The organism is Candidatus Magnetobacterium casense, from assembly GCF_000714715.1.
In the GTDB taxonomy this organism is placed as follows: domain Bacteria; phylum Nitrospirota; class Thermodesulfovibrionia; order Thermodesulfovibrionales; family Magnetobacteriaceae; genus Magnetobacterium; species Magnetobacterium casense.
In genome coordinates, this window is record NZ_JMFO01000017.1 from 39,843 (window position 1) to 66,803 (window position 26,961).

Here is a 26,961-nt window from a genome sequence, read left to right on the forward strand (position 1 = left end):
TGTACCATATAGCATCTAACTTATGACGGTACGTCATAAGAACTGCTACCCCAAGATAAAAAGGAGGTGATTCAGATTTTAAACAAAGGATATTCTATTTTGGTTGTATCGCTGATGGTGACACTTGTGTTGATGTTATTACCGGTTGATGGTGTGTTGGCCTATGAGTTGAGAGATTCGGTCATAGAGGAGAAGCTGCTGCATGCCCAGCGGGTGCTCGATGAGGCTGCCGAGGGTGGATGGCTTTCACACAAGCAGGTCAGCAACTTCCAGCGCCGGATTGACAACGTCAGGGCTGAAGCTGAAAGAAAGGAACGCTCAAAGAGGTTTCTCAGATACGAAGAACGAGAGCATCTGTCCTCAAAGCTCGATAACATAGTGCGCGACATCGAGGCACAGACAGACAGACCGCTACCCCCTGTTATACCTCCAGGGCTGCCGCCTGTGAAAGTACCGCTACCACCGCCACCACCACCCGTTAAGGTGCCACCGCTTCCACCAGTGTTTGACCCTGACCCTGCACCACTACCCAGAGGAGAACGACCACGTCTGCCTGTCCCACCACAACCACATGAGCCACCACCACCAGGGCGTGACATATTACCACCACCCCCAGGGCGCGAACTACCGCAACCACCACCAGGAAGAACGGTAACTCCACCCCCACCGACTGTAGTGGTACCACCACCAGTGTATACGACGCCAACTCCGCCTCCGGTGCATGTAGCTCCAACTCCGCCCCCGGCAAGGCCAACTCCGCCACCCGTGGTACAAACTCCGCCACCGGCAAGACCAACTCTGCCCCCGGCAACTCCACCTCCAACGGTAAACATACCAACTCCGCCTCCGCAGTCATCAAAGCCGACACCTCCGGTTCCAAGGTTTACGCCGCCCCCGCTGACACTACCTCAGGGGCATTGACCGTTGACTAAAAAGGGCAGTTGTTCTCTAAACTGCCCTCTTCAGTTTGCCTCAAAGTTATCTGGCCAGTGCTTTATCTGCAGATGCCACCATGTGCTGGTTACAAAGGTGGCGGAACCGGATGCCCTGGTGGAAGCGGATGTCCTGGCGGTACTTGTTGCCCTGGTGGAATCGGATGCCCTGGTGGTACTTGTTGCCCTGGTGGAATCGGATGCCCTGGTGGCCCTGGCACCACGATAATACCGTCAGTCGTTACGTGTGTCGTACCATCGGGACCTACATGGGCAGTACACCCAACCAGACCCAGAATCAACATCAATGCCACGATGAATCGTTTCATCTTACCTCCTGATAAGAAGTTTATATGTGCGCCTTTTTTTTATGCACGCCTTTTGTTGTGCCGCCTGTAATTCACCTGCAATAAGTAACTGCTGCCCACTGGGGTAATGAGCAGCAGTTTAGGGGAGGAACGAGGTGCTTATACTTACAATCTAACATAATAAGTCCCCGTTGTCAAGCTATATTCTGTATTTAGCCATTCACTTTAAAGAAATAGCCATAATAATTATTGACAATATAATTGATATGATGGTACCATTTTAGACATGTATATGCCAAAGAATATATCGGTCATTTATTGGATGCTGATATTGCTCACCGGTTTTTTGTCATATTCGAACAGTTTTAATGTTCCTTTTCTCTTTGATGACCATCAGATACGTACAATTGTACTGGACTTTACTCCCATGTATGTATTTAAACCAAGAGGCATAGCCAACCTGACATTTTTTTTAAACTATAAACTACACGCTTTTAATGTTGCTGGATATCATATATTTAATCTCATAATTCATTTGCTCAATGCCGTTTTGATATATTTGATGGTTACGGGTCTCTTCAAGGCACAAAATCAGTTGTTTCAAACACCTGATAATGCAGATACAGAAGTGAAAAACAAACTTGCGTTTTTAATAGCCCTTCTTTTTGTGAATCATCCACTACAAATGCAGGCCGTGACAATGACAATTCAAAGATACACATCCCTTGTGACGATGTTTTGTTTGCTTGCAATCATTGTATATCTGAAATGGCGTTTCTCAATTGCAGCAGCAGAGAACAATTCCTCTCCTGAAGAGAATTCAAACACTAATATCCGCCGGATAAACGTCAAAGCTATCTCCTTGTATTTGCTTTCATTTATATTTGCAGTTCTTGCAGCACTTACAAAACAGACATCCGTCACCTTACCTATCATTATCACTATCATCGAGTTTATGTTTTTTACCGGACCTCGTTTAAAACGTCTCTTGCCCTGTATCCCTTTCTATCTAATCATACCTCTTGTCACTGCCTCTTCAATTGCATATTTGGATGATACTCCAGGAGTTGGTGTTATTCAGGGGCAACATACCCTAATCCTGGACCGATGGCAATATCTTTTTACAGAATTCAGAGTAATAATAACTTACATCAGAATGTTTTTCCTGCCGGTTAATCTGACGCTAATCTATCATTACCCTCCCTCTCTGTCTCTTTGGGAACATGGTTCGTACATATATTTTATGGTACTGTGTTCAATCTTTGCCTTTGGTCTTTACCTCTGTTATCGTGCATTGAAAAATCGCGATATCAGACGCAGGGAGATACATTTTATATCGTTTGGAATACTGTGGTTTTTTGTTACTATAGCGCCTCAGTCAAGTATAATACCACTAAGTAACTGGGTAATTCTCGAATACAGGGTCTATATGGCAACGGTGGGATTTTTTATTGTTATAATTTCAGCATTGCTTAAACTTATTAATGTCATAGATTCAAAGAGAGCATCTATAATATTGACGGTACTTATTGTTACAATATCCATGTTGCATGGTGTTATTACATATAAGAGAAACACTTTGTGGCATTCTGCAGTGACATTGTTTGAAGATAACGTTAAAAAATATCCTGAAAGCATCCCTGCACACACTAATCTTGCAGTTGCATACATGGATGCCGGTCAGTATGACAATGCAATGGAACAATACCAATTACTGCTGAATAGACTTCCCCATAATACGGACATACTTGTAATAATAGGCGAACTTCACGCACGTAGGGGTAACGTTGTTGAGGCAATGAAGGTTTTTCAATCTGCGCAGAAAATAAATCCACTTTGTACAGGGGTACACCTAAATATGGGCAATATATATGCCGGACAAGGCAATTTTGCCCTTGCCTTGAAAGAGTACAGAGCTGAATTAAAGATATCCCCTTCAGCCGGTATCTACAATAACATGGGCTTTTGCTACGAACAACTTGGAAATCTGACCGCAGCAAAATGGCACTATGAGATGGCTATTGAACACAGCCCCGACTTTGCTGAGGCACACAACAACCTGGGTGCATTATACCAAAGTATCGGTGATAAGTATGAGGCAATTAAGGAGTATAAAAAGGCATTACAAATTCAGCCTGATTATCCTGAGGCTATGGAGAATCTACGCTCACTACAGCCCTAGTCCCACTCCGGGTACTGCCATATAACGCGTTTCGATTGCGTGCGCTATAAGAAAAGAAAGGGGCGGCTCCGCCCCCCTTCAGAACCCCCTGCAAGGGGACCAGTCCCCTTGACCCCATTATTTCACGCTCAATTATCATGCCTGAAAAAAACTGTGTCATTTCAGTATGCACTGTTATTTCGGCGTTGTCTTTCATGCAACATCGAAGGAGCTGTCTATGTGGCAGAGGGAGTTGACTACGTGGATGTTTGTCTTGAGGTAGACCTCGTGGGTTTCTATGATCAGCGGGATGTAAGCCTCTCTGTCGAGGATACCAACGCAGAATATATAGCCGGCTTCTACGAGGTTGAGGTCCCTGACTGTAATCTTGATGTGGCGTTTGTGTTCGTCAAACAAGAAGGGTCCCTGATTGTGCTGTGAGGACAAGGAGAAGGATATTTGCAGGCGGTCTTTTCTGAGGATTGCCCAGCCAACGTGTCCATGATATGGGAGCTTTGACTCCACGGCAAACTCTATATGCAACTCACGCTCATTTGGCTGATTAAAGTGTAGGTCACGGATAAAGAGGAAACTGCTTTCTTTTTTGGTATATATAGAGTCCGGGGTATCCGGTTTGGTGGAACCGATCCGTGTCATCTCAAAGTCCACGTATGCGTTTACCACGTCCTGGGTTTGCCCGAACATCATCATCTTACCGTGGTGCAGCCATATGGTCTTGGCGCAAAATATCTTGATCTGGTACATGTCGTGCGAACAGAACAGGATAGTCTTTCCTCTGTCCTTGAAGTCGATCATTTTATCGAGGCATTTTTTTTGAAAGTACTGATCGCCAACCGACAGGGCCTCGTCAATGATCAGAATATCCGGGTCTATGAGGGTTGCCACGGAGAAGGCCAATCTCACAAACATACCCGTGGAGTACGTTTTCAGTGGATAGTTGATGAAGTCACCGATCTCGGAGAAGGCTATGATATCGTCAACCTTCTTTTTTATCATTGCTCTGGCAACTCCAAGCAGGGAGGCGTAAAAATATATGTTTTCAAGTCCGGTGAGTTCCGGATGAAATCCTGAGCCCAGTTCAAGCAGCGCAGAGACCATTCCCTTGACGTCAACCGTGCCGGATGTTGGTGTCAGGGTGCGTGCCAGGATTTTTAGCAGTGTACTCTTGCCTGAACCGTTTTCGCCTATGATGCCGACTGTCTGTCCCTGTTCAACGTCGAAGGTAACTCTGTCAAGGGCAATAAAGTCTTGGTGACAGACCCTCCGAAATACCATCTCCTTCAGACGATGTATTGGCTTGTTATATATCTTGTAGGTCTTGGTTAGTTCGCATACGCTAAGGGCTTTCACTTATTAAAGGGCAAGTATTCTACCATTGTTTAGGTATAAACCCTGGTATGTTTTTTACTTCCATGAGCCAACCACCCACGCCAAGTACCATCAGACCGTTATTTTGTGCGTGTATAAGCACACTTTTTTCCACGAACAGACTTGCTAAAATACCTACGAGTTTCAGTGCGGCATACTCGGGGAATATATCTTTAAATCCTCTCAGGTCTTTTTTTATAAACGTCTTCACAGTCCCACTGCTTAAGGAGCTCTTTGTGCTGTTGAGAAACACATAATCTTTGGTTACGGCAATAGCATCAAATTCCTTTATATTACCATCCGGACATTCCTTCTTTCTCCTAATCATCATATCTATTACCTTAAAACCAAAATACTCTTGTATTATTCGTGGCAGGCTTGGATGAATCAAGTCTTCTACCATAGTTCCTTGTTTTGCGGACAGCTTACCCCATTGAACATTACAGTCATTTCTAAACGCATCAATATTTTTGCTAAGGCGATCAACTTCCTTGTTAGTAAGCGCGACTTGCTCGGCAGTAAGCAAAAGTTGCGCATCAGTACGCTTGAGTTGCTCGTCAGTACGCTTGAGTTGCTCGTCAGTACGCTTGAGTTGCTCGGCAGTAAGCAAAAGTTGTGCATCAGTACGCTTGAGCTGCTCGTCAGTACGCTCCAGCTTCATATTTAAGTTTATTGTATCGTTGCGGGTTTCCTCCCTAAACTGCCTCATCTCTTCCTTAAACTCTCGCAGTTCTGCCTCTGTCTGCGCCTGAGCCTCCCCTACAACCCTCATATACTGCACCAAGGCTTCTTCAAGTCTGTCTATACGCTCTATCACTTCAGGCATATCTTGCTACCTCCTGATTTAATCTCTGTATATCTTTATCTTACCATTATACACGGATATCTTTCAATGGTAGATTGTGACGTCAGGATGAAAAAAAAATGGAGGGGAAGCATTGAGCCTCCTCCTCCATTTAAGACCAAACAGTGTATCTAAAACTGTTTAGTACGTATATATTGCTGTAGTTCCGCCCTTTGCTCCGGTATTGGACTGTTGACAGCTATAACCGACCAAGTTACGTTTTGGGGTTGATGTTCCCTGGAAGCAAGCCATCGGAGTGTTTTCACAGTTTAGGCTGCCAGAGGCGCCATCGGTGGTGTTTGCAGTAGCTTTTGTGATGACAAGGTAAGCACCGTAGCTACCAGATACACCGCTGATACTACCGATAACGTTGTTTGATGAGTTTGTACCATCAGATATGGTAAGGTAAATATCAGTACCGCTATTGGTGCTGCCACCAAAGGTCAGCATGCTTGTCTGGAAGGCTTGGATTGTTTTGTTAGCAGTGGTGGATGTATTGATCTTGTCTCCGGATATTGCCGTCAGCTTGTTGGCATATGCTGTAAGGTAAACGCCAACTGTTGCATTATCAGAGGTATTGTTCGATACAACGCAATAAACCACGTTAGCTGCAGCGGTATGCAGGTACGGCAATGTATATGTTACCGTATCAGCCGCTGTTACCGTTGACACATTACCACTCCACATTGAAACACCAAACAACGCTACTAATAGCAGCATCAAATACACTATACTTCTCTTCATTATAATCCTCCTAAAGTTCTCCTTAAATATTTCCCTAACATGTAACTACTATACCTGCCAAGCAGGTACTATTAACTCTCTGTAACAGAAAACACCTCCTTTCCTTTTTCTTAATCGTACACATATCTATCTTAGCTCACATTCTATAGACTATTGTAACCCAACTGATTCCTATTTGTCAACACCATGCTTCGCTACCCCTGATGTACAATTACTGCTATGCACAGTTACACTACACACAGCTACCACCTTCTCTAAACCGAAGCCCACCTTCTGCGCAACAAACAGACCAAAAAACAACCTCATAATATTGCTACATTGCCACAACAACTACCAACCATCATACGCTATCTCCTGTTTGTTTCTTGCGCCCTAAACGACAAACCTCAGTCAATCTTTGATACATCCTGCATATGCTTGTTTAGCATCCTGCGTTTAGGCTTGGAGCCAATTTTCTAAGCCCACCTCCTTTCTGACCCATTGCCCTTACCATATCTTGATATCATTTATCGGAAGGGCCTTCCAAAAACTTTAATAGATAAATTTTAAAACTTATCTTTCTCTCTTAAATCTAAGGAAACTGCCCTTTATCTCCTGAGTGACAGTGGATGTGTCGTCGGGATTTGACAGTATCCTGGGGGTGATGAGCACTATAAGCTCTGTCCTTCTGACCCTGTCAGAGCTGCTCTTGAAGGCATATCCCAAAATAGGGATATCGCCAAGTAAGGGTACCTTTTTCTCTGTAGAATCGACATTTTTCGATCTTATACCTCCTATTATAACAGTCTGCCCGTTGGCGGCAACAACGGAGGTGTTGATCCGTCTTTTCAGTATCAGCGGGGAGTCTATATTAGAGGTCTGGTTGGTCTGTGCCTCGCTGACCTCCTGGGATATCTCCATGGTGACAAATCCTTCGGCATTGATTGTGGGTTTTAGCCTCATCAGGACACCCGTACTCTTGTACTGGACGTTTCTCAGGACGCTGGGGGTGGTTGTCGATGAACTGACGTCTGTGGAGGAGACCTCACTCGATATGATGGGGACGTCGTTGCCTATCTGGATGGTGGCCTCCGTGTTGTCCAGAACCATCAGGTGTGGCTTGGAGAGGATTTCGATCTTCTTGTCGGTTGCCAGCATGTTGATAAGTGACTCCACCTTTGAGTTGTCTGCGGTGAAGTGGTATACCATACCAGAGCTTTTATCCAGGCCAAGTTGTCCCAGCGTTGAGAGCGCGAACTTCCCATCAAGCATACGCCCAGAAAGATACCACTCAAACCCCATGCTATTTTGGTCATCAAGGGTCATTTCGGCAATGGTGGCCTCAATGAGTACCTGCCTTGGCGGTGTGTCTATTTCCCGCAACAGTCCCAGTATGTTTCGATATATTGAGGGGGTGGTCATCATAATTACGATGTTTCTCCTGTCATCCGAGGCAATTTTCAACCCTTGTACAAAGAGTTCGGTTACCGTCCCCTGGGGCGAAACAGGGGCAGGGGTTGCCGTAGCGGTTGTGGTTACCGCAGGGGTGGTTGACACCGGTGACCTGACCTCCGCCTTTGCCCTTACGTCTGCCTTATGCACCACTCCGTAGAGCTTCTGGACGGATTCCACCAGCTCGGAGGCCTTACTGTAGCGCGGCACATAGGAAAACGTCTTCTCCTCAGTCCCGGCGGACTCGGCACTGTCAAGCTTGTCCCGCCACTGCTGCACGAAGTCCATGACCTGTTGGTCGGGCGTCGATACCAGCACGCCGTTTAAGGACTTCACCTGGATTAGCATTACCCCGGGCTCTCTGTGGTCTGCTGACACCTGTATGCCAAGCCCCTTTAGTATGGACGTCAACTGGGTAACAAACTCCTCCGGTTTCCAATAGGTCAACCTCAGAAGCGAGAGCTTCCTCTGGTGAAGATACGGAACATCCATTGTATCTATGAAGCTGATGACCGACTTCATGGCCGATGCCACCCCCATGACAATGAGTGCATTGTCCCTGGGATAGGTCTTTGTGGTCACGGTGCCCTTGTACAGCTCTGTTATGAGGGGTGCAAGGTCGGCAACACCCACGTAGCGAAGGTTGATCACCTGAACCACCGTCATTGAACTGACCGCAGGCGTCCTGCCAACCATTACATCGGTTGGGTCTGTACCGGTTGCAGGTTTGAGTATGTACAGACTGCCCGCCTTCTCACCTACCAGCAGCCCCTTCTGCCGCAGCAGCTCTACGACAATGTCCAGGGCGCCGGCAGCGGACATCTCCTTGGTCATCCTCAGCGTTACGGGGGTCTTCATACCCTTGACCGCCTCATCTATAAAGAACGTTACCTTTAAGGCATCACCAACGGCATATATTATGAAATCCGACAGCGCCATGCCGTCAACGTTTATCATGACGGGCTTGTCTTGCATGGTCAATTTCTTGGGGTCAACGGGATGAAGCTCAAAGGCCGGCTTGTCCTTTGCCGTCTGCTCATACGATGGCATCTGGATTGACTCTGCCATGTCACCGGAGGGCTTCTGGTGCGCAGTCTCCTCGAGTTCCTTAAAGCGATTGCCGGGGACTATCTGCGATGTTGCGTTGTCGCTGCCGGCAACTCTGCCAAATGGCTCCAGGTCCGCCTTGCGGGGTGCCGTCTTACATGCGTGCAACGATATCAGCACGACTACGCTCAATAATAAAAAATACCTTGTCATCTCTTTACGTCAAAGACCTTTAATTCCTTTTCGCCGCTGTCGTCTTTCAAGACCACTGACAATCCCCTGATGGCCGACAACTCGCCACTATTACCGAGCTTGTCCTTCTCCTTTAATATATAGAGGGCGTTCGTTTCATCCATCAACACGGCCCGCACTACGCCGGTGTTTAATACCCCGACAAGGCGATAGCTCTTTGCAGGCACCGGCGCAGCAGCAACCTCCGGCGCATACTTGCCATCGGCGGAGAAGATGTTGCGCACGGAGATATGTTCGTATTGCCTGCCCTGTTGCCGGAGTAATGCCATCAACGACACCTTGTCCTCCACCGCTTGACTGGATGCAGTGACCTTGCCCTCCGTGACAGGTATCCTGCCATAGCGCGCCACCACAACAGGCATAACCGATACAATGATTACCACAATCAAGGCATCGAACTTGTACCTCCTGAAGCTAACCAACAGGGTATGTCCCAATGCAGACAAGGCTACTCCCTGGCCACACCGTCAGAGTCTTCTGATGTAACCCGTGACAATAAGTTTAACCGTATAGGTGTTGCCACTTCCACTAATTTCAACGTCCTTTACCGTAAGGATTGGCCTTACTTCTAATATATCCTTTAACAGCTCAATGGCTGCCCTGATCTGCCCCGAGACACGAATCAAAACCGAGGCGTCAGACAACACAGCCTCCTGCGTGTCTTCCAGCAACTGGAAGTTTAACACATTGAGCGCCCTTTTTTCAGCCAACCCCGTGACAGCCCTGACCAGGTCGGTCTGGATTTCCGTTCTGTTGGCGTCCCTGGGATACAGGAGGGTTGCAAGTTCCTGTTCGATTGCAGGGTCTGCCCCCGCATCCAACGACATGTACCGACGCATCAGTTGTTGTTTGCTGGTGTAAGTGGCCTGCAACTCCGACAACAGCCCACGCTTCTCCTCAATCTTACGGTGCATGGGTACCGCCACAAACCGGATTATACAAAGGATGATCAAGAAAAATACGATAGACTTATTCACTTGCATATTATAAAATGACGTATACGGTAACAGTATAAAGGGGTCAAGGGGTCCGTGACCCCTTGCAGGGGGTTCTGAAGGGGGCCAGGAGCGTCCTGGAGCGACAAGAAGCGGAGCCGCCCCTTTCTTTCTTTTGCCTTTGCCTTTGCCTTTAATCAACGTTTGCAGGCGAAGACTCTGAAGTTGAGGTCTTCGAAGATGGAGTTTTTTTGTTCCAGCCATTGCAGGAAGTTTATATCCAGACGCCTGGCTCTGAAGCCCTCCAGGAGGCGGTTGAAGTTTGCGATGTGCTCTTTGGTTCGCTTTTCGCAGTACTGAGAGGCTGTCCCCATGGTTATCAGAAATGTCCAGTCGCTGCTCTGACTCAGAAGCAGTTCCCTAAGCAACTGATTGAGCACCCTGACTGTGATCGGATGACTTTCGTGATAGTGTGCGTTGGCCAGGGTCTCCATGGTTGTAGCCATCGAAAAGAGATGCTTGTAGACCCAGTCGTTTTTGTCGTTGAGCCAGACGTCGTAACCGCCCTTGTCACCCCAGGTGGACGGCCGTGGACTTACCACCTGGTTGTCATGGAATCTGCAAAGATACTCCAGCGGGGTGATGGCCTTGATAGCGTTGTCGTTGTGCGTTTGGCAGAAGACGTGGTACAGGAACTCCGGCCCCTCAAACCACCAATGCCCATACAGTTCGGCGTCATAGCAGGAGACGACTGCCGGGGGTCTGTCCATGCCACGGGATAGCGCCCGGATGTGGTCGTCCCGCTTGGAGCAGAAGTCCTTGGCGTGGAGAATGGCCTTGTTCAGTGCCGCTTCCGGGATGTAGGGGTGTTTGTCGTCGGCAAGACCTGTCACACGGTAGTACTTCAGCCCGGTAAAGACACGTATGCCGTCGGGGCTTATGTACGGCTTGATGTAGTCAAAGTCAAGGTCGTAGCCTATGTCCTTGTAGAAGTCGCGGTAGTCAAAGTCCCCCGGATAACCGGACTTGGAACTCCACACCTGCTGCGAGGACAACGGGTCACGGGCAAAGGCCGCAACCCCATGCGTGGTGTACACGGGGGCATATACGTTGTACCTTGGAGACGGACTGCCCTCGGTCAACCCGTGGGTGTCAAGGAAGAAGTATTGTAGCGAATGTCTCCTGAGCACCTCATCCAGCCCCTCGTAGTAGGCGCACTCGGGCAGCCATATGCCACTTGGCGCCTTGCCAAAGTGTCGCGTGTGAGTCTGCACCGCAACACCTATCTGCACCTCAATGGCCTGCGGATTGACGCTCAACAGCGGTAAGAATCCGTGCGTCGCCCCACAGGTGATGACATCGAGCTTGCCCATATCCATAAAGCGCCCGTAGCCGCTAAGAAGATTACAGTTTAGAACGTTTACGTAAAAGGATTTGATTTCGTTAAATCTCTGATTATAAAAGAGCGCCAGTGGCAGAAAATCCCTGTCGTTATTCAGACGTTTGAGTTCCCTCTCTGATAGCTCTATGAGTTTGTCCAGGTGTTTCATGTAGCGTTGTCCGAGGTATTCATCGGCCAGCATTTCGGCAAGCGTGGGGGTCACGGACGTAGTCAGCCGGAAGCCAACACCTTCGTCAACCATCCTCTGCATGATCATCAACAGGGGGATGTAGGTTTCGGTTATGGCCTCAAACAGCCAGTGCTCCTCCAGGAAGTAGTCGTACTCCGGGTGCTTTACAAACGGAAGGTGGCTGTGCAGCACCGGTAACCAGTAGCCCTGTGTCATAGCAAAGGCACTCTAAGCACCAGCCGTAACCGGCGGTTCAGACTTCTTGTAGCGTCTGTAGTAATCATCACGTGTCAGGACAGTCCCATCAGGCATCTCAAAATACATCTTCCGATCATCGCAGTAGACAATAGGCAGCCCTTTTTTTCTCAGTGCTTCCTGAGCCTTTTTAACCGCAACCTGCCCTATCCTCTCATGCTCTGTCAACTGATTATCCAATTCTTTCCATGTCTTCTCATCCATGACTATATGCCCTCCTTAAATAGTGCAAAGAACTGTTCGTTTTTTACGTCATAATCGTCTTGTTGGCCTTTTGCTACTTTTATAAAACTTTTCCCGCCGTTATATATAAGTTCCCAACTAAAGGCTAATTGCCTGTATACATGCCAAAAGTTTTGCATGCTCCTGTGAAACCTCCGTACCACATCATCATCGGGGACGTGATGCCCGCCATTCTGCACCCTGCGTTGAATCCTCTCGATAGATACGTCTGAGGTGTCTACGAAGATATAAATCACGCAGACCCTGTAACCAAGTGACTTTAATTTTTCGATCTTCAGGTAATTTTTACCGGCCAGTGTCATCTCTACTATAAAGGATACGCCTTCATTTACACACCTGTCGATTTGCGCAAAAAACATCCTTGCCGCTTTAATCCTCACACTATCGACGTTGTGTGGACTTAGCGCCTTGGCTATTTCATCTGCATTGAGGTATTGCAAACCACGCTCATTCATAAATTCCGTTGCGAAGGTTGTCTTACCACTGCCGTTGGGGCCGGCTATGATATAGACCTCTATGATCGCCTCTCCACGCTTGAACCGCTGAAGGTGTACTCCCACGGTTCTGCCACCTGGTTGTCCGAATCGGGAGGCTTTGCCCCTGACCTACCATATCTGTGTCGTAGCTCGTTTATAATTTCGTCAATGCCTTCCAGTCTGTACGGCGGATAGTATATAGTGCGTGAGATGAGCATGTCGTAAAACACACCCCCTTTGACTGCACCTACGATGGCCACAGTGGGATTAAAGTTGCCCTGGTAACTAATGTATCTCTTGCCTGAGAGCGTGGGCAGGGCAAAGGTGGTGATGTGTCTTACCCGTCCCGAGGACAACTCAAAGGCCGCCAGGATGAGGTCGGCGCCGGAGAGGTCTGATAGTTGCCTCCGCAACTGTTCCCGCCACTGGCTTAGGAAGCCCTCCGTTATCTCCCAGTAGACAAAGACAGTACCCTTGTTCACCGGAAGCACTACCACCTCATTGAGGTCGTATCCCCGTGGTATCTCAAACTCGTCCTGTATCGGATAGCGGCTGTCCTCGGAGGCAAAAACCTCTATCGTATGTGAAAACACCACGTCGTCTGTCGTATTGTCTTTTTGACACATCTCCATATACTGCATCAGTCATCGTAACAGATAGACCAAACCAATGTCAAATTTGGAAACACATCACACATCTTGTAACGCTCACGCACGGGAGCCAATCTCACCGGCGTCAATCTCAGTTATGCAAACCAACAATAACGGCTATTATGTATGGCGATGTGAAGTAAACTTCACTGGATTTTTTGCCCGATGCGGGGGTAGACTATAATTATAGCGTCTGTGACGGTGCTAAATTACGTAAGAAAAAGAGGAGTGGGTTTATGGCTAACGGTGGTTCGGGGATTGAGGCAATAAGACCTGAGGCAATGTCGCTTAAGGTTAATTTTAAGGATTTTTTCAAGGCGTTATCCAACGGCATTGGTAACGTGTCAACGGGAAAATGGTGGGCTGCCGGCGCCAATGCTATTGATCTGATTACAGCGATTAAGCCTAAGGAGAGTTTAGAGAATAGCGTATTTTTGTTAATCGCAAAATCACTCTTAAATGCCTTGATTGAGCTGTTGGGGCAGCACGTTGATAAGGATGATGCCACGGCTCAACTTGAGTATGACAACTTTTTTCATGTCTTGGGTGATGCCCTTGCCGAAAATGAGGTTACTATAGACAGAAGGTTTATAGATCGCCCAAAGGAATTACCGGTATTAAAAGACATCATCAAAGTTATCAGACAGTGGCTCGGCAAAAGGGAAAACCTGACGAACGATCCTCAGTCAATCGTCAATCAGTTGCCGGATTTTTTTGTCAGGGCACTCGATCGGGAGTGGCGCAAAAATGAAGAGACATACCGGCCAATCCTCGGGGCACTGGAGGGGCCGTTCAGGAAGGCCCTTGAGCGCGACATGGCATGGATCAGGTATGCTAAAAAGCTTCAGGAAAATGCAGAGGAACAGGTCTTCGGTGAGCCTTTTGGTCTGAAACAGTTGTATGTCCCGCTTAACGCATATTACGTTGAGGGGGACTCCAGGGAAAACCAACGCCGCATTGTTGTTACCCTTGAAGATGAGATCACACAATGGTTGCAGGGTACAAAGAAGGAAGATGCCATACGTGTCATCAGCGGCGGACCAGGCAGCGGAAAATCGACCTTCGCCAAGATATTTGCGGCCAGGGTGACTCAGAAAGGACAGGCAAAAGTCATTTACATACCCTTGCATATGCTCAACGCAACCAAAGACTTCGCAGAACAGATTGGCAAGTTTGTTAAAGCCGAAGGAATACTTACACAGAATCCACTTGATCTTGATTCTCCTGAGCCTGACCTGTTGGTGATCCTTGATGGCCTGGACGAGTTGGCAGGTCAGGGTAAGATAGCGGCTGAAGCAGCCAAGGCATTTGTACGTGAGGTCGAATTAACCGTCAAAAAATACAATCTTGCTGAGTTCCGTCTCCGGGTGCTTACAAGTGGGCGTGAACTCGTCGTGCAGGAGAACGAGACGGAGTTCAGACGGGAACGTCAAATTATTACGCTTCTGCCATATTTTCTGTCTGATGAGGACAAGGAAAAATACAACGACTCAGGAGATATTTTGCAACACGACCTGCGCCATGACTGGTGGAAAAACTACGGTCATTTAAAAGATAAGCCATATGCAGCCATGCCGGATGAGCTTAAACGCAAAGACCTCGATGAGATCACCGCTCAACCACTGTTGAATTACCTGTTAGCCCTGAGTTACATACGTGGAAAGATAGACTTTTCACAGGAAGTCAATCTCAATAAGATTTACAATGACCTGATGGACGCAGTGCATGGGCGCGAATGTGAAAATCGTAATTTTTGTATGGAACTCAAAGATTTTAAGCGTGTGCTTGAAGAGGTTGGACTTGCGGCGTGGCAGAGTGGTGAAGGACGCATTACAACAGTGCGGGAGATAGAGGCTCTCTGCAAGGAAAGCGGTCTTGATAAACAGCTTAAGGATTTTATGGAGGCGGCAGAGGCTGGTGTGACACGACTGCTTGCCGCGTTTTTTTTTCGCAAGTCTGGACATGATGAAGTTGGAGACAAGACGTTTGTCTTTACGCACAAGAGTTTTGGTGAGTATTTGGCGGCTTGCCGCATAGTTCTGGCTATAAAAATAATTGTCATTCAAATGCAGAGACGAAACGAAAACAGTTGGGATGGTTGGAGTGAACGTGATGCACTTGTGCATTGGGCCAAAATCTGTGGTCCTAATGCCATCTCACGATACATACATCCATTCCTCCTCAATGAGGTACGGTTACACTCACGTGCAGAAGTCGAGAGTTGGCAGGGGTGTTTCACCAAATTGTTCAACTATGCGTTGAAGAATGGTATGCCAATGGAATCAGCCAGTACCGAAAGCAGAAAAGTTGACACATTCCCCAAAATGCTCTCTCACTCGAGGAATGCAGAAGAGGCGTTGCTTGTTGCCTTAAATGCCTGTGCCCGCGTGACCGAAAAAATTAGCGATATTGAACATCCCACACCTGAAACATTTGGAACATGGTTTAAGCGAATTCAAGGGCAGCGGATTTGGTTTGAAAACGTGTTGGCAGCAAGATGTCTATCTTTTTTGAACCTGAAAGACGCTAATTTATGTATAACCCATTTTAGCTATGCCAATCTCAGTGGAGCCGATCTCAGTGGAGCCAACCTACTTGGAGCCAACCTCATTATGGCCGACCTCAGTGGAGCCAACCTACTTAGAACCAACCTCCGTGAAGCCAGTTTACTTAGAACCAACCTCTGTAAAGCCAACCTCTTTAAAGCCGACCTCCGTAAAGCCGGCTTATTTGGAGCCAACCTCAGTGGAGCCAACCTACTTGGAGCCAACCTCAGTGAAGCCAACCTCCGTAGAGCCGACCTCCGTGGAGTCAACCTCACGGATGCCAAACGAAGCGGAGCTGACTTCACAGATGCCAAGTTCGACGAAACCAGTGTCGCAGATACCGACCTCAGCGTAACTTATCTCACAGATGTCAAATTTGAAATTCCACCGCTTGATCAGGAATCCTTGGAAAGAGTAAAGAGGTTACTTTCAGTTGACAAGTTAAGTATAGATACAACCGGATGGAAATTCAGCAGAAAAGAGATATATGGTGGATGACATGATATTTGTAGATACTAACATATTGGTCTATGCGTTTTCTTTGGATGATAAAATCAAACAAGATATTGCTTTAACCATTCTTAACTGTACTAACATTTCAATAAGCACGCAGGTTATTAATGAGTTCATAGACGTTATGAGAAGAAGGAAATCTTGTTTAGATTGGGATGAACTTAGGCGTGTTCTTGATGATGTGCAAGGATTATGTAAGGTTGAAACTGTAGACATGGAGACCATCATTGATGCTACCAGCATATCGGAGCGGTTTAATTTTTCTTATTGGGACAGCTTGATACTGTCTTCAGCATTACGGCTAGATTGCCAATACCTCTATACGGAGGACTTGACTCACGGAATGTTGATTTATAACCAGTTGACTATCGTTAATCCATTCAAATGATAAATACATGGCCATAAACAGTTATATGGGGTCAAGGGGACTTCTTCGTGGCCGGGGCACCTCGCCCCTCCCCTTGCAGGGGGTTCTGAAGGGGGGCGGAGCCGCTCCCCTTCTTTCCTTCTTAGTAGCTGCCTGCATGGACGAACTCCCTTACCGGGGGCAACTGCGAGTTGATGATTTCCGACGGGCTGCCATCCTGTACGATCACGCCCTCGTGGAGCATCGCAACGCGGTCGGCTACGGAAAAGATGTCCGGTATCTCGTGACTTATGATTATACCCGTAAAACCGATGTTTGTGTGACACTGCTTTATAAGTCGGTGGATCGAGTCCTTCAGAACGGGATCAAGGCCCGTTGTTGGCTCGTCGAAAAAGACGACCTGCGGCTTCGTAACAAGCGCACGGGCAAGGGCGGCACGCTTTTTCATTCCACCGCTTAACTCGGCGGGATACTTGTTGTCCACGTCCCTGAGACCAACCTCGCCAAGGGCGGCCGTAACACGTTCCCTGATCTCGGCCTCGTGCAGCTTGTAACGCTCGCGCAACGGAAACGCTATGTTATTATACACCGTCATGGAATCAAACAACGCCCCGCTCTGGAACAATACCCCAAAACGCTCACGCACCTTGTTCAACTGCCGGAGATCGACACTGGTTATATCAACTCCGTCAAAGGAGATGCTGCCGCTGTCGGGTTTCTGTAACCCGATGATGTTCTTGAGCAGGACGCTCTTGCCCCCGCCACTCTTGCCAATGATGGCAATCAGTTCACCGTCGCCAATGCCGAGGTCTACCCCTCTGAGCACATGCTGACCGTCAAATGTCTTATGAACATTACGGATTGTAATCATAAAGTTAAGCGCCTGCCAATAAACACGTCAAGAGAAAGAAAGGGGCGGTTTGTGGCAGGGGTGCCCCACCCCCTCCGCCCCCCTTCAGAACCCCCCGCAAGGGGAGGGGCGAGGCGCCCCGGCCGGAAAGAAGTCCCCTTGACCCCATTATTCTTAATTCAATGTCTCTGATCAATTTCATGAATGTATTTATGGCCATTATTTATATAAAAAACGACCCCAGTATATAGTCCCACACGAGCACCAGCACGGAAGACTGCACAACCGCATCCGTCGTGGCCCTGCTGACCGCCCTGGCCCCGTGACCGGAATTGCCATAGCCCACGTAAAACCCCTTGTAACAACACACCCACGTCACTATAACCGCAAAGGCAAGCGACTTATAAAACCCTATCATGATGTCATCCATCCCCACGTGACTTCTCATGCCATCAAAATACTCCCCCGAACCAATCCCCAGGAGTTCAACACCCACCAGATAACCACCAAAGATACCAACGACATCAAATATGGCCGTCAAAAGCGGAAAGGCTATCAACGCCGCTATAAAGTTCGGCACCACGACGTACTTATACGGATTCAGGGCCATCACGTACAGGCAATCGATCTGCTCCGATATGCGCATGATGCCAAGCTCCGCCGTCAACGCAGATCCCGCACGTCCGGTCACCATCAGGGCGGCAAACACCGGCCCCAACTCACGCACCAGACTCAGCGCAATCCCAGGACCAAGCAAAGACACCGCCCCAAACTTACTCAACGTGTGAAACAACTGAAGCGCCAACACCATCCCCGCAAATGCCCCCGTCATAAAAATAACAGTCAACGACTTATACCCCAAAAACCATACCTGCTGAATCACCAGCCTCCATCTGTATGGCGGCACCACACTGTAGTATGCGGCATCGGCCAAAAACACCCCCCTCCGCCCGATGTCACGCACCAAGGCCAAAAACGCACGCCCTATTGCCCTGAATATTCCGCTTACCATCAGTCCTCCATTACCATCAGCCCTCCTTTGCCATCATCACCCCTCTTGCCGCCAGACCTCTATGGCCAACTCCGGACACATCTGCGCACACAGCGTACACCCCGTGCATCTGTCCATGTCCGTTACAACGGCAGGAAAATAACCCATCGAATTAAACCGCTCACTCAACGCAATGATCCCCTGGGGACATGCAACTATGCAAAACTCACACCCCTTACACAACTCAGGGCTGATCTCAACCCTTCCCCTCATGGCTCAATACGCATTGCCATATTACTTACCCTTGTGTTTCTGCAACAACTGTCGTGCATGTTTGAGCGAAATATCCGTGACGCCTCCACTGAGCATACGGGCAAGCTCCTTCTGCCTTTCGTCCTCGGAGAGCTTTTCGACCTTTATTTCGACCTTTGCATCGGCCCCGTCGCCTATAACCTTCTTTGATACGCGTATGTGTCTGTCGGCCCTGCACGCTATCTGTGGCAGGTGCGTGATGCACAACACCTGATGTTTGCGGGAGAGGGCCTTTAACTTCTCCCCGACGGTTTCAGCCGTCTCTCCACCGATGCCGGCATCCACCTCGTCAAAGACCAGCACCGGAATGTCATCGACATCGGCCAGGCAGGCCTTGAGCGCAAGCATGAGTCGTGACAGCTCTCCGCCGGAGGCAACCTTGTTAAGCGGTCTGAGGGGTTCACCGGGATTTGCACAGAACATGAACTCGACAAGGTCTACGCCATTGCCCATAAAACGCAGCGACTCATCCGGCGCCCTGTTTACCGTCTGGCGTATCTCAAAGGCGGCCCGGGGAAACGACAACTCCCGCAGAGAGGCGTTTATGTCCTCCTGCAACCGGACGATTGTCTCAGCACGTCTGGCGGAGATGGCAAGGGCCTGGTCGTTGAGGCTGACCTTGAGGTCGGCTATTTCGGCATCCAGGGCGTCTAGTCTCTCATCCACCGATAGCAGGCCCTCAAGCTCATGCTGTGCATCATGTCTGTACTTGTTTATCGTATCGGCGCCTTCGCCGTACTTTTTTTCGAGCTTCTTTATCAGGTCGATCCGCTCCTCAACCTCCTCCAGGCGCTCGGGCGAGTAGTCGATGCCGTCCTTGTACCGTCGCAGGATCAACGACAGCTCCGATACGTAGGACTGCACCTCGGTTGCCATCTTCAGCATTTCGTCGGTGCTTTCGTCGTAGCGTGTCAACTGCGTCAGATATTCGCACAGGCGTTGCACCTGGTCAACGATTGAGTCCTCCTTGGAGTTTGCCAGCATGTAGCTATCCTCGCTCAACTCCTTGATGACGTTGAGGTTGGAGAGCATACCCAGTTCACGGGTCAGCGCATTTTTTTCGTTTTCCCTGATGTCGGCGGCCTCTATCTCCTTTATCTGAAACCGCAACAGGTCAATCCTCTGGTTGCGCTCCTTGATGTTGGTGTTGAGGTTTGCCCGTGCCTCGACCAGTTCGTTGTATCGCTTAAGGGTTTCGGCATAGCGTTTTACGTCGTCGCCGACCTTGCCAAAGGAGTCCACGACGGCCAGTTGTCGCTCGCGCAGGAGCAGGCTCTGGTGTTCATGCTGGCTGTGGACGTCAACGAGGTACGATCCGACCTCTGCAAGGGTCTGTATGCTGACGGAGTTTTCGTTGACGTAGACACGGTTTTTGCCGGCAGTGGAGAGGTGTCTGCGCAGGATCAGACCGCTTTCGAGGGTGATACCCAGTCGTTGTGTGACGGGGTTGTCGTCCACGTCAAATGTGGCCTCCACGGTGGTTTCCTTGGTACCGGCCTTGATGAAGCTAACCTGACCCCTCTGGCCGAGGATCAGCCCCAGCGCATCGACGATGATCGACTTCCCTGAGCCGGTCTCACCGGTCAGTACGCTCAATCCACGGCCTATCTCTATTCTGGCGCTGCGAATTATAGCGAAGTTTTTTATAAACAATCCAGTAAGCATAAAGAACGTTAGTATTATAGCACGGCTGCCGCAGTTTTTTCAAAGGCTATCTTGATCCTCATGGCAAGGGCATTTTGAGATGGGAAAGAAAAAGAAGGGGAGCGGCTCCGCCCTCCCCTCAGACCCCTCCCGCAAGGGGACCAGTTCCCTTGACCCCATTAAAGTGCTGCGTTTGGCTATCTGACCTGTTCGCGGACCAGGCGGATACCCTCCCACGCCGGAAGTTTGCCCTCGATCCTGGCCAAAATTAACTGGCTCCATATGTAGAGGTGTAAAGCGTATTGTTGAGCGTCTTTGTTTTTGTTTCTTTCTTTGGCTTCCATTTCATCAAAGCCGATATAGATATATTCAAAAATACGAGCCAAGTATTTTCTATAAGCAATAATGCTTTCTTTATCAGTATTTGAAGTAACAATATGCAATATATCTTCCAATAATGCAGCACGTCTCTTAACATACTTGTCATGATCGCCTGACAATACAGTTTTAATTTTTTCTAAAGCGATATTATAATTTTTGCTTGCAATATCATCTGCTATCTTGCTATTATCTATAAGGACACGGACAAGGTCAAGGGAACGGTCAAGGGCAAGGGTAAGGGCACGGGCACGGACAAGGGCAGGGGCAAGGGCACGGGTAAGGGCACAGATATTTATAATGTCGATATCGGGAGATATTATAAATGGTGAGTTTAATCGCTCATGGAAACCTTTGTTTAATCCCTTTATTATCTCCTCAGTTAATCCAAAAAGTGGTAGTCCTGTAGAGGTAGTGATGCATGTAGACTAAACCCTCATTATTCAATAGTCCATGAAAATGAACATCACCTGCCCTTTGCACTTCTGGATTCCTGCTTACGCAGGAATGACATAGACGAGCTAAAAAAGCCATTCCCTGTCATTCCCACGAAAATGGGAATCCATCTTTAAAAACAGCATTAAATGCCTGATTAGGAAAAACCATCAAAGGATAGTATCACTACCTCTACAGGACTACCCAAAAAGTCTCTCATTGCCTTTTTCCCCACACCATGTGGCAATTTTATCAAACATTGTTACACAATCCATAGCCTCTTGCAACGTTGGTAGACGATACAGCATCGTTATCGTTCCACCCTGCCTCTCCGTAAGCCATTTGCAAAACTCCTCTGCATCGTTAAGTCTGACGCCAGTGATTGGTTCATTGGCACTGCCTGCTGGAAATATGTAATACAACCAATGGTCAGGTTGTAGGTTAATTCCCTTTTTCCGCTTATCATCAATAAACAACTGATATTGCGCATGCGTTACATAGTCTTTGCTTATTTGCCGTCTGTCATCTATAGGAGTGAATAATTTAAGCTGTCGGTTCATGATAACTTCCAAGTCGATTTTTCGCAGGTCTTCATCAGGAGACTCGACGTTACGTGCAAAAAATCCTCCAATGTTCTCGCGAACTTCAACATCAATCATTTGTGCCTCCTCAAGGCACTCAAGAGCCAGTGTTAAAGAAGGTATCGTTTTTACCTCAAGGCATGCCTTGATGATATCTGTTGCATCTTCAAGTGCTGCATACAATCTCAATGTCTCATGCCACCAACTGTCACTTACAAGTTTTACCCAATCACATTTGCTGCTCTTTTTGCTCAACCAACATGAAACTGTCAAAAACTCCTGAAAGGTAAGGTGGGCAAAGCTGAGTATCCCCTCTTCCCGCTCGACTAAAAGGCCGCTAGACTCTTGCAGGTTTACAAAAAAGCCTTCTTCTTCATCTTTTTTAACTCCTATACGGTGCAAGGCTTTCAAAGTGAGCTTTACTGCGTTTTTTCTTGATATTTCGCGTATCCTTTTTTCCATCATATTGCAGGCAAGTGGTTCAAGGATACTTCTCTTTTGCTTGGAGGTATATTTATCTTCTACCACTTTCACCTGACGCCAACGAGCGAGCATTACTTCGCATATCTCGCCATAAAGTTCAGCTCGACTGCCGGGCAGAGCGCTTCTATACCTATGAACCATCGCTATCATCGTCAGCAACAGAGGATTTGCGGTAAGGGCGTTTAGCGCAGGAACTGTTTGCAGACGCTGAAGGAGGTCTGTTGCTCCACGGGTGGCTCTCTCCCGCACTTTATCGTTGAGCACGTTACCTTCACTTCTTATTTCGTTTGCAAGATACCAGTTGTTAATAAAGCGTTTTACTTGTTCGGCATTAAAGTTCTGTACCTCGAGAACATAAGCACCCTGAAGTGGGGCAGCTATATACCCAAGTGGTCGAGACGTCAGGATAAACAAACTGGCTGTATACGTTTCGATCTGCCTTTTGACCCAATCGGAGACCTTCTTTCTATACTCCAAGTTTCCAACCTCATCCAGACCATCAAGGAGAACTATACAGTCACCCGTCTTCAACTTACCCTCAAACCACGTATTACGCGGTTTGAGATTGGGAAATAATACCTCATTGTCAAAATAAACCTTTGCAATGTCTCCAAGATTAAGATTTTTTGATTTCGATTTTGAGCATTGTACTATTTCCTTTACAACCTGCCTTATTGGGATAAAAATAGGCACATACTGACGTATATTATACTGCTCATGACGTTTGTCCGCAAGAATGACAGCGATATTCTGAAGCAGAGTGGTCTTTCCACAGCCTGGCGGACCAATCAGGGCATAACCTTCAACCCTTTGATTTTTCCTCCGTCCTTCCTCGCTGATGCGTATGAAATCCCAAATGTGTTTTGTCTTTTCAAGTGTTTTGCTCTCTATCAGGTTTGTCAGAGGCTTATTAGGATTACTGCTCGGGTCGATTCGTACATCTACAAAGACTTGATCAAGATCAAGCGCAAAGGAATCGATCAGGCCAAGTCCCTTCGTGTTAAACGTGTTGTGGTCAAGTATGATCCTCTTGCGGTATCGTTCTTCAAACTCTTGGGAAGGACTTACGGTGGGAGATATCGTTTCTGCTACAGCCTCATCCCATTTATGTAAAGTACCACCCACTTTTTCTTTGATTGCAATGACAGTGAGGGGTTCATTTTTATTTTCAGTAGCCTTGTCGGTTGGAGACTTACTCCTTTTCTTTTTCCATACGACTCTGGATATCCAACCAACTGCCCCAAGTACGGTTGCTATTTATGGTATAATCAACACCCGTTAAACCGGATATAAACTTAGCCCATTCCATAAACGACTCCTACACCTGCCTTTTTTATCGTTCCTCGATTAAAATACAACCCTGTATAATTGTATCACAGCGCAAATATATTTTTCAACCGCACCCAACCTGCCAACCAACACCATTATGGGGTCAAGGGGTCAGCGACCCCCGGCATAAAAGGGGGCTGGCCCCCTTGCAGGGGGTTCTGAAGGGGCCAGGAGCGTCCTGGAGCGAAAAAGAAGCGGAGCCGCCCCTTTCTTTATCTCTTACGGTCAAATGCGATTGCCCTGGCCGTGACCCCTTGCGGGTGGGAAAAACTTGCCTCTGATGTGGTACAATAGGGGTATGTACACCAAGATACCGTGTTGTGTAAAAGGAGGGTTTTAAGGTATGAGCGAACTGACGCACTTTGACGACGAGGGAAGGGCCAAGATGGTAGACGTCACCGATAAGCCGATAACTGCCAGGGTGGCCATTGCAGGTGGCAAGGTTTTGATGAGGCCGGAGACGCTCAGGCTGATTAAGGACCGTGGGTTGTCCAAGGGGGACGTCCTGGCGGTTGCGCGTGTGGCGGCCATTGCGGGGGCAAAACAGACGCCCTTTCTGATCCCAATGTGTCATCCGCTGAACATAACCAGCGTTACCGTGGATTTTACGATCAACGAACAATACAACTGCATCGACATCCTGGCGACAGTCAAGGTAAGCGGCCAGACCGGCGTTGAGATGGAGGCCCTGACGGCTGTTAGCGTTGCGGCCCTGACCATCTATGACATGTGCAAGGCGGTGGATAAGAAAATGGTCATAAAGGATATCATGCTGCTTGAAAAACACGGGGGCCGGGGTGGAAGCTATAAACGTGAAGGTTAAGATATGCGGAATAACAAACGCCGATGATGCCATTGCCGCAGCGGAGGCCGGGGCAGATGCCCTTGGCTTTGTCTTCTACGACAAGAGTCCCCGATGCGTAACGCCACAAGAGGTTGCGGCAATCGTCAGGGATTTGCCCCCGTTTATCACGACGGTCGGTGTGTTTGTCAACGAGGGTGCGGCGACTGTGATTGAAAAGATGACGCAGAGCGGCCTTGACGTTGTGCAGTTGCACGGGGATGAGGGGGCGGAGCTTTCCGGCGTATGGAGTAAGGTTATCAAGGCCTTCAGGGTGAGAGACTTCGTAGACCTCGGTGTGTTGCAGTCATACAAGGTACATGCCTGGCTGCTCGACACCTACGATGACAAGGCCTACGGCGGCACGGGTAAACTGTTTAACTGGGACATCGCCATGGAGGCCGGACGGTTTGGCAGGATAGTGCTTGCAGGTGGCCTGACCGTCGAAAACGTCAGGGACGCCATAAGGAGGGTCAGGCCCTATGCGGTGGATGTCAGCTCCGCCGTTGAAGACACAAAACGAAAAAAAAATCACGACAAAATAAGGGCATTTATCAAAGAAGCCAAGCGACTGTAAAACGTATCCCCGACACTCCCACGGCGCTGGCACTTCCCCCGACGCCGAATACACAAAGAACTGTCCTGCTACTTGAAGCTCTCTTTTTCGGACGGAAACAGGCCGGTTTCCACCTCTTCCTTGTATGCCCTGAGGGCGTTGACGGCGACCTCTTTGATGTTGGCGTACTTTTTGACGAATTTGGGCACAAATCTGTCAAACAATCCTATGACGTCATGCAAGACCAGAATCTGGCCATCGCAATGTGGCCCGGCGCCGATCCCTATGGTTGCGATGTCGAGGGCATCGGTGATCTCCCTTGCAAGCTCTGCCGGTATGGCTTCAAGCACGATGCTGAATGCGCCGGCATCCTGCAACCTGTTGGCATCATCGACGAGCCGCCTCCTGGCCTCATCCGTCCTGCCCTGGACCTTGTACCCCCCCATCCTGTATAACGCCTGCGGGGTCAGACCGATGTGCGCCATCACCGGGATTTCGGCACGCACGATTGCACGCACATGAGGCAACACCTCCGAACCTCCTTCGATCTTGATGGCCTGCGCACCCGCCTCCTTGATAAAACGACCGGCATTTCTCACCGCATCGGACACCGAAACCTGGTACGACATAAACGGCATGTCCCCGATGACCATCGCACCCGTCACGGCCCTTGAGACAAGTCGCGTGTGATATACCATCTCATCCATCGTTACGGCCATCGTGTTCTCCTGCCCCTGCACCACCATAGCAAGGGAATCTCCCACCAGCACCGCATCAAAACCTACCTCATCCACTATGCGCCCAAAGGGATAATCATAGGCCGTTATCAGACTGAGACTGCGCTTGTGTTCCTTCTTCTCAAAAAAATCCTTTATCGTAACCCTTGGCATAACGTCATCACTCTCCTGTTTCAGCAATCACTACAGATAAAACCTGCAAGATAAAAATGCACTGATATTTTAGCATAACAACCATGTACTTATGTTATAGTTATATGTATGGTGTCAAGTGATGTCATATAAGATTCATGGAAGGTTGCCATACTCAGGGTGAAACATTTGAAGAGACAATGGCCAACATAGAAGAGGCTGTTGAACTTTACATCCGTGAAGTGATACAGCGAGTTTTTGTAGCTGGTATGTTATACTTAATATGTATGGAGTCATAGTGATGTCATATTAAGATTCATGGAAGGTTGCCATACTCAGGGTGAAATATTTGAAGAGACAATGGCCAACATAGAAGAGGCTGTTGAATTTTACATTGAAAACATTGACAGATAAAGAGACAATTTGTAAACAATGCCAAATGTACTTAGGGTAGGTTCTTATAGGTTTTTCTTTTACTCTGCAGATGGTAGTGAACCTAAGCACGTCCACGTTGAATGTGACGACAGGATTGCAAAGTTTTGGTTGGAGCCGGTGAGATTGCATCATAGCATAGGATTTAATACAACGGAGCCTCTTGCAAAACTCCTAAACTAAACCTTTTTTAGTTCTCTTTGTGCTATAATATAACACCTAAATATAATAGATTAAAAGGAGAACATAATGTTATTAGAGAGTATATCATGGTTAGCAGGAAATATACAACGGGTACTGTTCCCAGAGTTGGAAGAAATACTTACCGATCCAATAACCAAGAAACAAAAGCAGTTAGTTACAATCCTGGAGATAGTTCAGATAGAAAGACATATGTGGTGGGTAGACAGTCAATGCATAGGTCGTAAACTCAAGGAGAGGTATGCAATTGGCAGAGCGTTTGTAGCCAAAGTTGTCTATAATTACCCTACGACAAGTCTTTTGATAGAATCTCTAAAAACGATGCCAAATCTGAGAAAGATATGTGGATTTGCTAAAATACAAGATATACCATCAGAATCAACATTCTCACGTGC

26 protein-coding genes are annotated in these 26,961 nt (G+C 48.0%); 9 read left to right on the forward strand and 17 right to left on the reverse strand.

Going from position 1 to position 26,961, the window contains the following annotated elements; all coding sequences use genetic code 11:
• Positions 1-99 precede the first annotated feature (99 nt).
• The 3 genes from Mcas_RS18190 (at position 100) to Mcas_RS10045 (ending at position 3,422) form a co-directional block, all read left to right on the forward strand.
• Positions 100-921, forward strand: a complete 822-nt coding sequence (locus Mcas_RS18190; protein ID WP_040335401.1) for a hypothetical protein — start codon at positions 100-102, stop codon at positions 919-921.
• Positions 922-1,014: 93 nt separating this feature from the next.
• Positions 1,015-1,161: a hypothetical protein gene (locus Mcas_RS18195; RefSeq protein ID WP_156033301.1), complete on the forward strand. Its 147-nt coding sequence runs from the start codon at positions 1,015-1,017 to the stop codon at positions 1,159-1,161.
• 506 nt (positions 1,162-1,667) lie between these two features.
• Positions 1,668-3,422 (forward strand): tetratricopeptide repeat protein, encoded by a 1,755-nt coding sequence (locus Mcas_RS10045; protein WP_162176303.1) that lies wholly within the window; start codon positions 1,668-1,670, stop codon positions 3,420-3,422.
• 192 nt (positions 3,423-3,614) lie between these two features.
• Here the strand turns inward: Mcas_RS10045 and Mcas_RS16750 are convergent, their stop codons facing one another.
• The 10 genes from Mcas_RS16750 to Mcas_RS10095 form a co-directional block, all read right to left on the reverse strand.
• Complete coding sequence (locus Mcas_RS16750) at positions 3,615-4,697, reverse strand: ABC transporter ATP-binding protein (protein WP_052567127.1); 1,083 nt, start codon at positions 4,695-4,697, stop codon at positions 3,615-3,617.
• 94 nt (positions 4,698-4,791) lie between these two features.
• Positions 4,792-5,616: a hypothetical protein gene (locus Mcas_RS16755; RefSeq protein WP_052567129.1), complete on the reverse strand. Its 825-nt coding sequence runs from the start codon at positions 5,614-5,616 to the stop codon at positions 4,792-4,794.
• Positions 5,617-5,775: 159 nt separating this feature from the next.
• Positions 5,776-6,378 (reverse strand): hypothetical protein, encoded by a 603-nt coding sequence (locus Mcas_RS10060; RefSeq protein ID WP_040335403.1) that lies wholly within the window; start codon positions 6,376-6,378, stop codon positions 5,776-5,778.
• A gap of 552 nt (positions 6,379-6,930) precedes the next feature.
• Positions 6,931-9,069, reverse strand: coding sequence for a secretin GspD/PilQ domain-containing protein (locus tag Mcas_RS10065; protein WP_081853768.1), 2,139 nt, complete (start codon positions 9,067-9,069; stop codon positions 6,931-6,933).
• Positions 9,066-9,554 carry a hypothetical protein gene (locus Mcas_RS10070; RefSeq protein WP_156033302.1) on the reverse strand — a complete coding sequence of 163 codons (489 nt, stop codon included), beginning with the start codon at positions 9,552-9,554 and terminating at the stop codon, positions 9,066-9,068. The genes Mcas_RS10065 and Mcas_RS10070 overlap by 4 nt, the downstream gene beginning before the upstream one ends.
• A 21-nt stretch (positions 9,555-9,575) precedes the next feature.
• Complete coding sequence (locus tag Mcas_RS18500; RefSeq protein ID WP_040335406.1) at positions 9,576-10,022, reverse strand: GspMb/PilO family protein; 447 nt, start codon at positions 10,020-10,022, stop codon at positions 9,576-9,578.
• 218 nt (positions 10,023-10,240) lie between these two features.
• Complete coding sequence (locus Mcas_RS10080; RefSeq protein WP_040335407.1) at positions 10,241-11,830, reverse strand: glycoside hydrolase family 57 protein; 1,590 nt, start codon at positions 11,828-11,830, stop codon at positions 10,241-10,243.
• Between the two features lie 12 nt (positions 11,831-11,842).
• Positions 11,843-12,073, reverse strand: coding sequence for a hypothetical protein (locus Mcas_RS10085; protein ID WP_040335408.1), 231 nt, complete (start codon positions 12,071-12,073; stop codon positions 11,843-11,845).
• 2 nt (positions 12,074-12,075) lie between these two features.
• The gene (locus Mcas_RS10090; RefSeq protein ID WP_052567134.1) at positions 12,076-12,672 is read right to left on the reverse strand and encodes an ATPase; all 597 of its coding nucleotides are present in this window, start codon (positions 12,670-12,672) and stop codon (positions 12,076-12,078) included.
• Positions 12,627-13,220, reverse strand: coding sequence for a hypothetical protein (locus tag Mcas_RS10095; RefSeq protein ID WP_040335409.1), 594 nt, complete (start codon positions 13,218-13,220; stop codon positions 12,627-12,629). The genes Mcas_RS10090 and Mcas_RS10095 overlap by 46 nt, the downstream gene beginning before the upstream one ends.
• A gap of 254 nt (positions 13,221-13,474) precedes the next feature.
• Here Mcas_RS10095 and Mcas_RS10100 point away from each other — a divergent pair, with 254 nt between their 5' ends.
• Positions 13,475-16,282 (forward strand): pentapeptide repeat-containing protein, encoded by a 2,808-nt coding sequence (locus Mcas_RS10100; protein ID WP_052567135.1) that lies wholly within the window; start codon positions 13,475-13,477, stop codon positions 16,280-16,282.
• Between the two features lies 1 nt (position 16,283).
• Positions 16,284-16,685 carry a PIN domain-containing protein gene (locus tag Mcas_RS10105; protein ID WP_162176304.1) on the forward strand — a complete coding sequence of 134 codons (402 nt, stop codon included), beginning with the start codon at positions 16,284-16,286 and terminating at the stop codon, positions 16,683-16,685.
• A gap of 121 nt (positions 16,686-16,806) precedes the next feature.
• Here Mcas_RS10105 and Mcas_RS10110 read toward each other — a convergent pair whose 3' ends face one another.
• From Mcas_RS10110 to Mcas_RS10135, 6 genes are all read right to left on the reverse strand, one after another.
• Positions 16,807-17,535 carry an ABC transporter ATP-binding protein gene (locus Mcas_RS10110; protein WP_040335410.1) on the reverse strand — a complete coding sequence of 243 codons (729 nt, stop codon included), beginning with the start codon at positions 17,533-17,535 and terminating at the stop codon, positions 16,807-16,809.
• A gap of 202 nt (positions 17,536-17,737) precedes the next feature.
• Positions 17,738-18,526: an MlaE family ABC transporter permease gene (locus tag Mcas_RS10115; RefSeq protein ID WP_040335411.1), complete on the reverse strand. Its 789-nt coding sequence runs from the start codon at positions 18,524-18,526 to the stop codon at positions 17,738-17,740.
• A 36-nt stretch (positions 18,527-18,562) separates the two neighbouring features.
• Positions 18,563-18,778, reverse strand: coding sequence for a 4Fe-4S binding protein (locus Mcas_RS10120; protein ID WP_040335412.1), 216 nt, complete (start codon positions 18,776-18,778; stop codon positions 18,563-18,565).
• Between the two features lie 21 nt (positions 18,779-18,799).
• Complete coding sequence (gene recN, locus Mcas_RS10125; RefSeq protein WP_040335413.1) at positions 18,800-20,482, reverse strand: DNA repair protein RecN; 1,683 nt, start codon at positions 20,480-20,482, stop codon at positions 18,800-18,802.
• A 176-nt stretch (positions 20,483-20,658) separates the two neighbouring features.
• Positions 20,659-20,916, reverse strand: a complete 258-nt coding sequence (locus Mcas_RS10130; protein WP_040335414.1) for a hypothetical protein — start codon at positions 20,914-20,916, stop codon at positions 20,659-20,661.
• 558 nt (positions 20,917-21,474) lie between these two features.
• On the reverse strand, positions 21,475-23,463 hold the full coding sequence (locus Mcas_RS10135; protein ID WP_040335415.1) for an NACHT domain-containing protein: 1,989 nt from the start codon (positions 23,461-23,463) through the stop codon (positions 21,475-21,477).
• Positions 23,464-24,010: 547 nt separating this feature from the next.
• On the opposite strand from Mcas_RS10135, the gene moaC reads away from it, so the two are divergent.
• Together moaC and Mcas_RS10145 are read left to right on the forward strand one after the other, a co-directional pair.
• The gene (gene moaC, locus Mcas_RS10140) at positions 24,011-24,490 is read left to right on the forward strand and encodes a cyclic pyranopterin monophosphate synthase MoaC (protein ID WP_040335416.1); all 480 of its coding nucleotides are present in this window, start codon (positions 24,011-24,013) and stop codon (positions 24,488-24,490) included.
• On the forward strand, positions 24,480-25,085 hold the full coding sequence (locus Mcas_RS10145) for a phosphoribosylanthranilate isomerase (protein WP_040335417.1): 606 nt from the start codon (positions 24,480-24,482) through the stop codon (positions 25,083-25,085). Before moaC ends, Mcas_RS10145 begins: the two co-directional genes overlap by 11 nt.
• A gap of 68 nt (positions 25,086-25,153) precedes the next feature.
• On the opposite strand, the gene panB is transcribed toward Mcas_RS10145, so the two are convergent.
• Positions 25,154-25,954 (reverse strand): 3-methyl-2-oxobutanoate hydroxymethyltransferase, encoded by an 801-nt coding sequence (gene panB, locus Mcas_RS10150; protein ID WP_040335435.1) that lies wholly within the window; start codon positions 25,952-25,954, stop codon positions 25,154-25,156.
• A gap of 411 nt (positions 25,955-26,365) precedes the next feature.
• Here panB and Mcas_RS19235 point away from each other — a divergent pair, with 411 nt between their 5' ends.
• Together Mcas_RS19235 and Mcas_RS10155 are read left to right on the forward strand one after the other, a co-directional pair.
• Positions 26,366-26,548, forward strand: coding sequence for a DUF4160 domain-containing protein (locus tag Mcas_RS19235; protein ID WP_081853769.1), 183 nt, complete (start codon positions 26,366-26,368; stop codon positions 26,546-26,548).
• A gap of 66 nt (positions 26,549-26,614) precedes the next feature.
• A partial coding sequence (locus tag Mcas_RS10155; RefSeq protein WP_040335418.1) for a transposase occupies positions 26,615-26,961 on the forward strand: 347 nt, incomplete at its 3' end.

Excerpts from the sequence above, each read along its gene's own strand:
- Mcas_RS10045 (WP_162176303.1), top strand. The coding sequence starts at position 1,668 with ATGTATGTATTTAAACCAAGAGGCATAGCCAACCTGACATTTTTTTTA.
- Mcas_RS16750 (WP_052567127.1), bottom strand. The coding sequence starts at position 4,697 with ATGGTATTTCGGAGGGTCTGTCACCAAGACTTTATTGCCCTTGACAGA.
- Mcas_RS16755 (WP_052567129.1), bottom strand. The coding sequence starts at position 5,616 with ATGCCTGAAGTGATAGAGCGTATAGACAGACTTGAAGAAGCCTTGGTG.
- Mcas_RS10060 (WP_040335403.1), bottom strand. The coding sequence starts at position 6,378 with ATGAAGAGAAGTATAGTGTATTTGATGCTGCTATTAGTAGCGTTGTTT.
- Mcas_RS10065 (WP_081853768.1), bottom strand. The coding sequence starts at position 9,069 with ATGACAAGGTATTTTTTATTATTGAGCGTAGTCGTGCTGATATCGTTG.
- Mcas_RS18500 (WP_040335406.1), bottom strand. The coding sequence starts at position 10,022 with ATGCACCGTAAGATTGAGGAGAAGCGTGGGCTGTTGTCGGAGTTGCAG.
- Mcas_RS10080 (WP_040335407.1), bottom strand. The coding sequence starts at position 11,830 with ATGACACAGGGCTACTGGTTACCGGTGCTGCACAGCCACCTTCCGTTT.
- Mcas_RS10085 (WP_040335408.1), bottom strand. The coding sequence starts at position 12,073 with ATGGATGAGAAGACATGGAAAGAATTGGATAATCAGTTGACAGAGCAT.
- Mcas_RS10095 (WP_040335409.1), bottom strand. The coding sequence starts at position 13,220 with ATGGAGATGTGTCAAAAAGACAATACGACAGACGACGTGGTGTTTTCA.
- Mcas_RS10100 (WP_052567135.1), top strand. The coding sequence starts at position 13,475 with ATGGCTAACGGTGGTTCGGGGATTGAGGCAATAAGACCTGAGGCAATG.
- Mcas_RS10105 (WP_162176304.1), top strand. The coding sequence starts at position 16,284 with ATGATATTTGTAGATACTAACATATTGGTCTATGCGTTTTCTTTGGAT.
- Mcas_RS10110 (WP_040335410.1), bottom strand. The coding sequence starts at position 17,535 with ATGATTACAATCCGTAATGTTCATAAGACATTTGACGGTCAGCATGTG.
- Mcas_RS10115 (WP_040335411.1), bottom strand. The coding sequence starts at position 18,526 with ATGGTAAGCGGAATATTCAGGGCAATAGGGCGTGCGTTTTTGGCCTTG.
- Mcas_RS10120 (WP_040335412.1), bottom strand. The coding sequence starts at position 18,778 with ATGAGGGGAAGGGTTGAGATCAGCCCTGAGTTGTGTAAGGGGTGTGAG.
- recN (WP_040335413.1), bottom strand. The coding sequence starts at position 20,482 with ATGCTTACTGGATTGTTTATAAAAAACTTCGCTATAATTCGCAGCGCC.
- moaC (WP_040335416.1), top strand. The coding sequence starts at position 24,011 with ATGAGCGAACTGACGCACTTTGACGACGAGGGAAGGGCCAAGATGGTA.
- panB (WP_040335435.1), bottom strand. The coding sequence starts at position 25,954 with ATGCCAAGGGTTACGATAAAGGATTTTTTTGAGAAGAAGGAACACAAG.
- Mcas_RS19235 (WP_081853769.1), top strand. The coding sequence starts at position 26,366 with ATGCCAAATGTACTTAGGGTAGGTTCTTATAGGTTTTTCTTTTACTCT.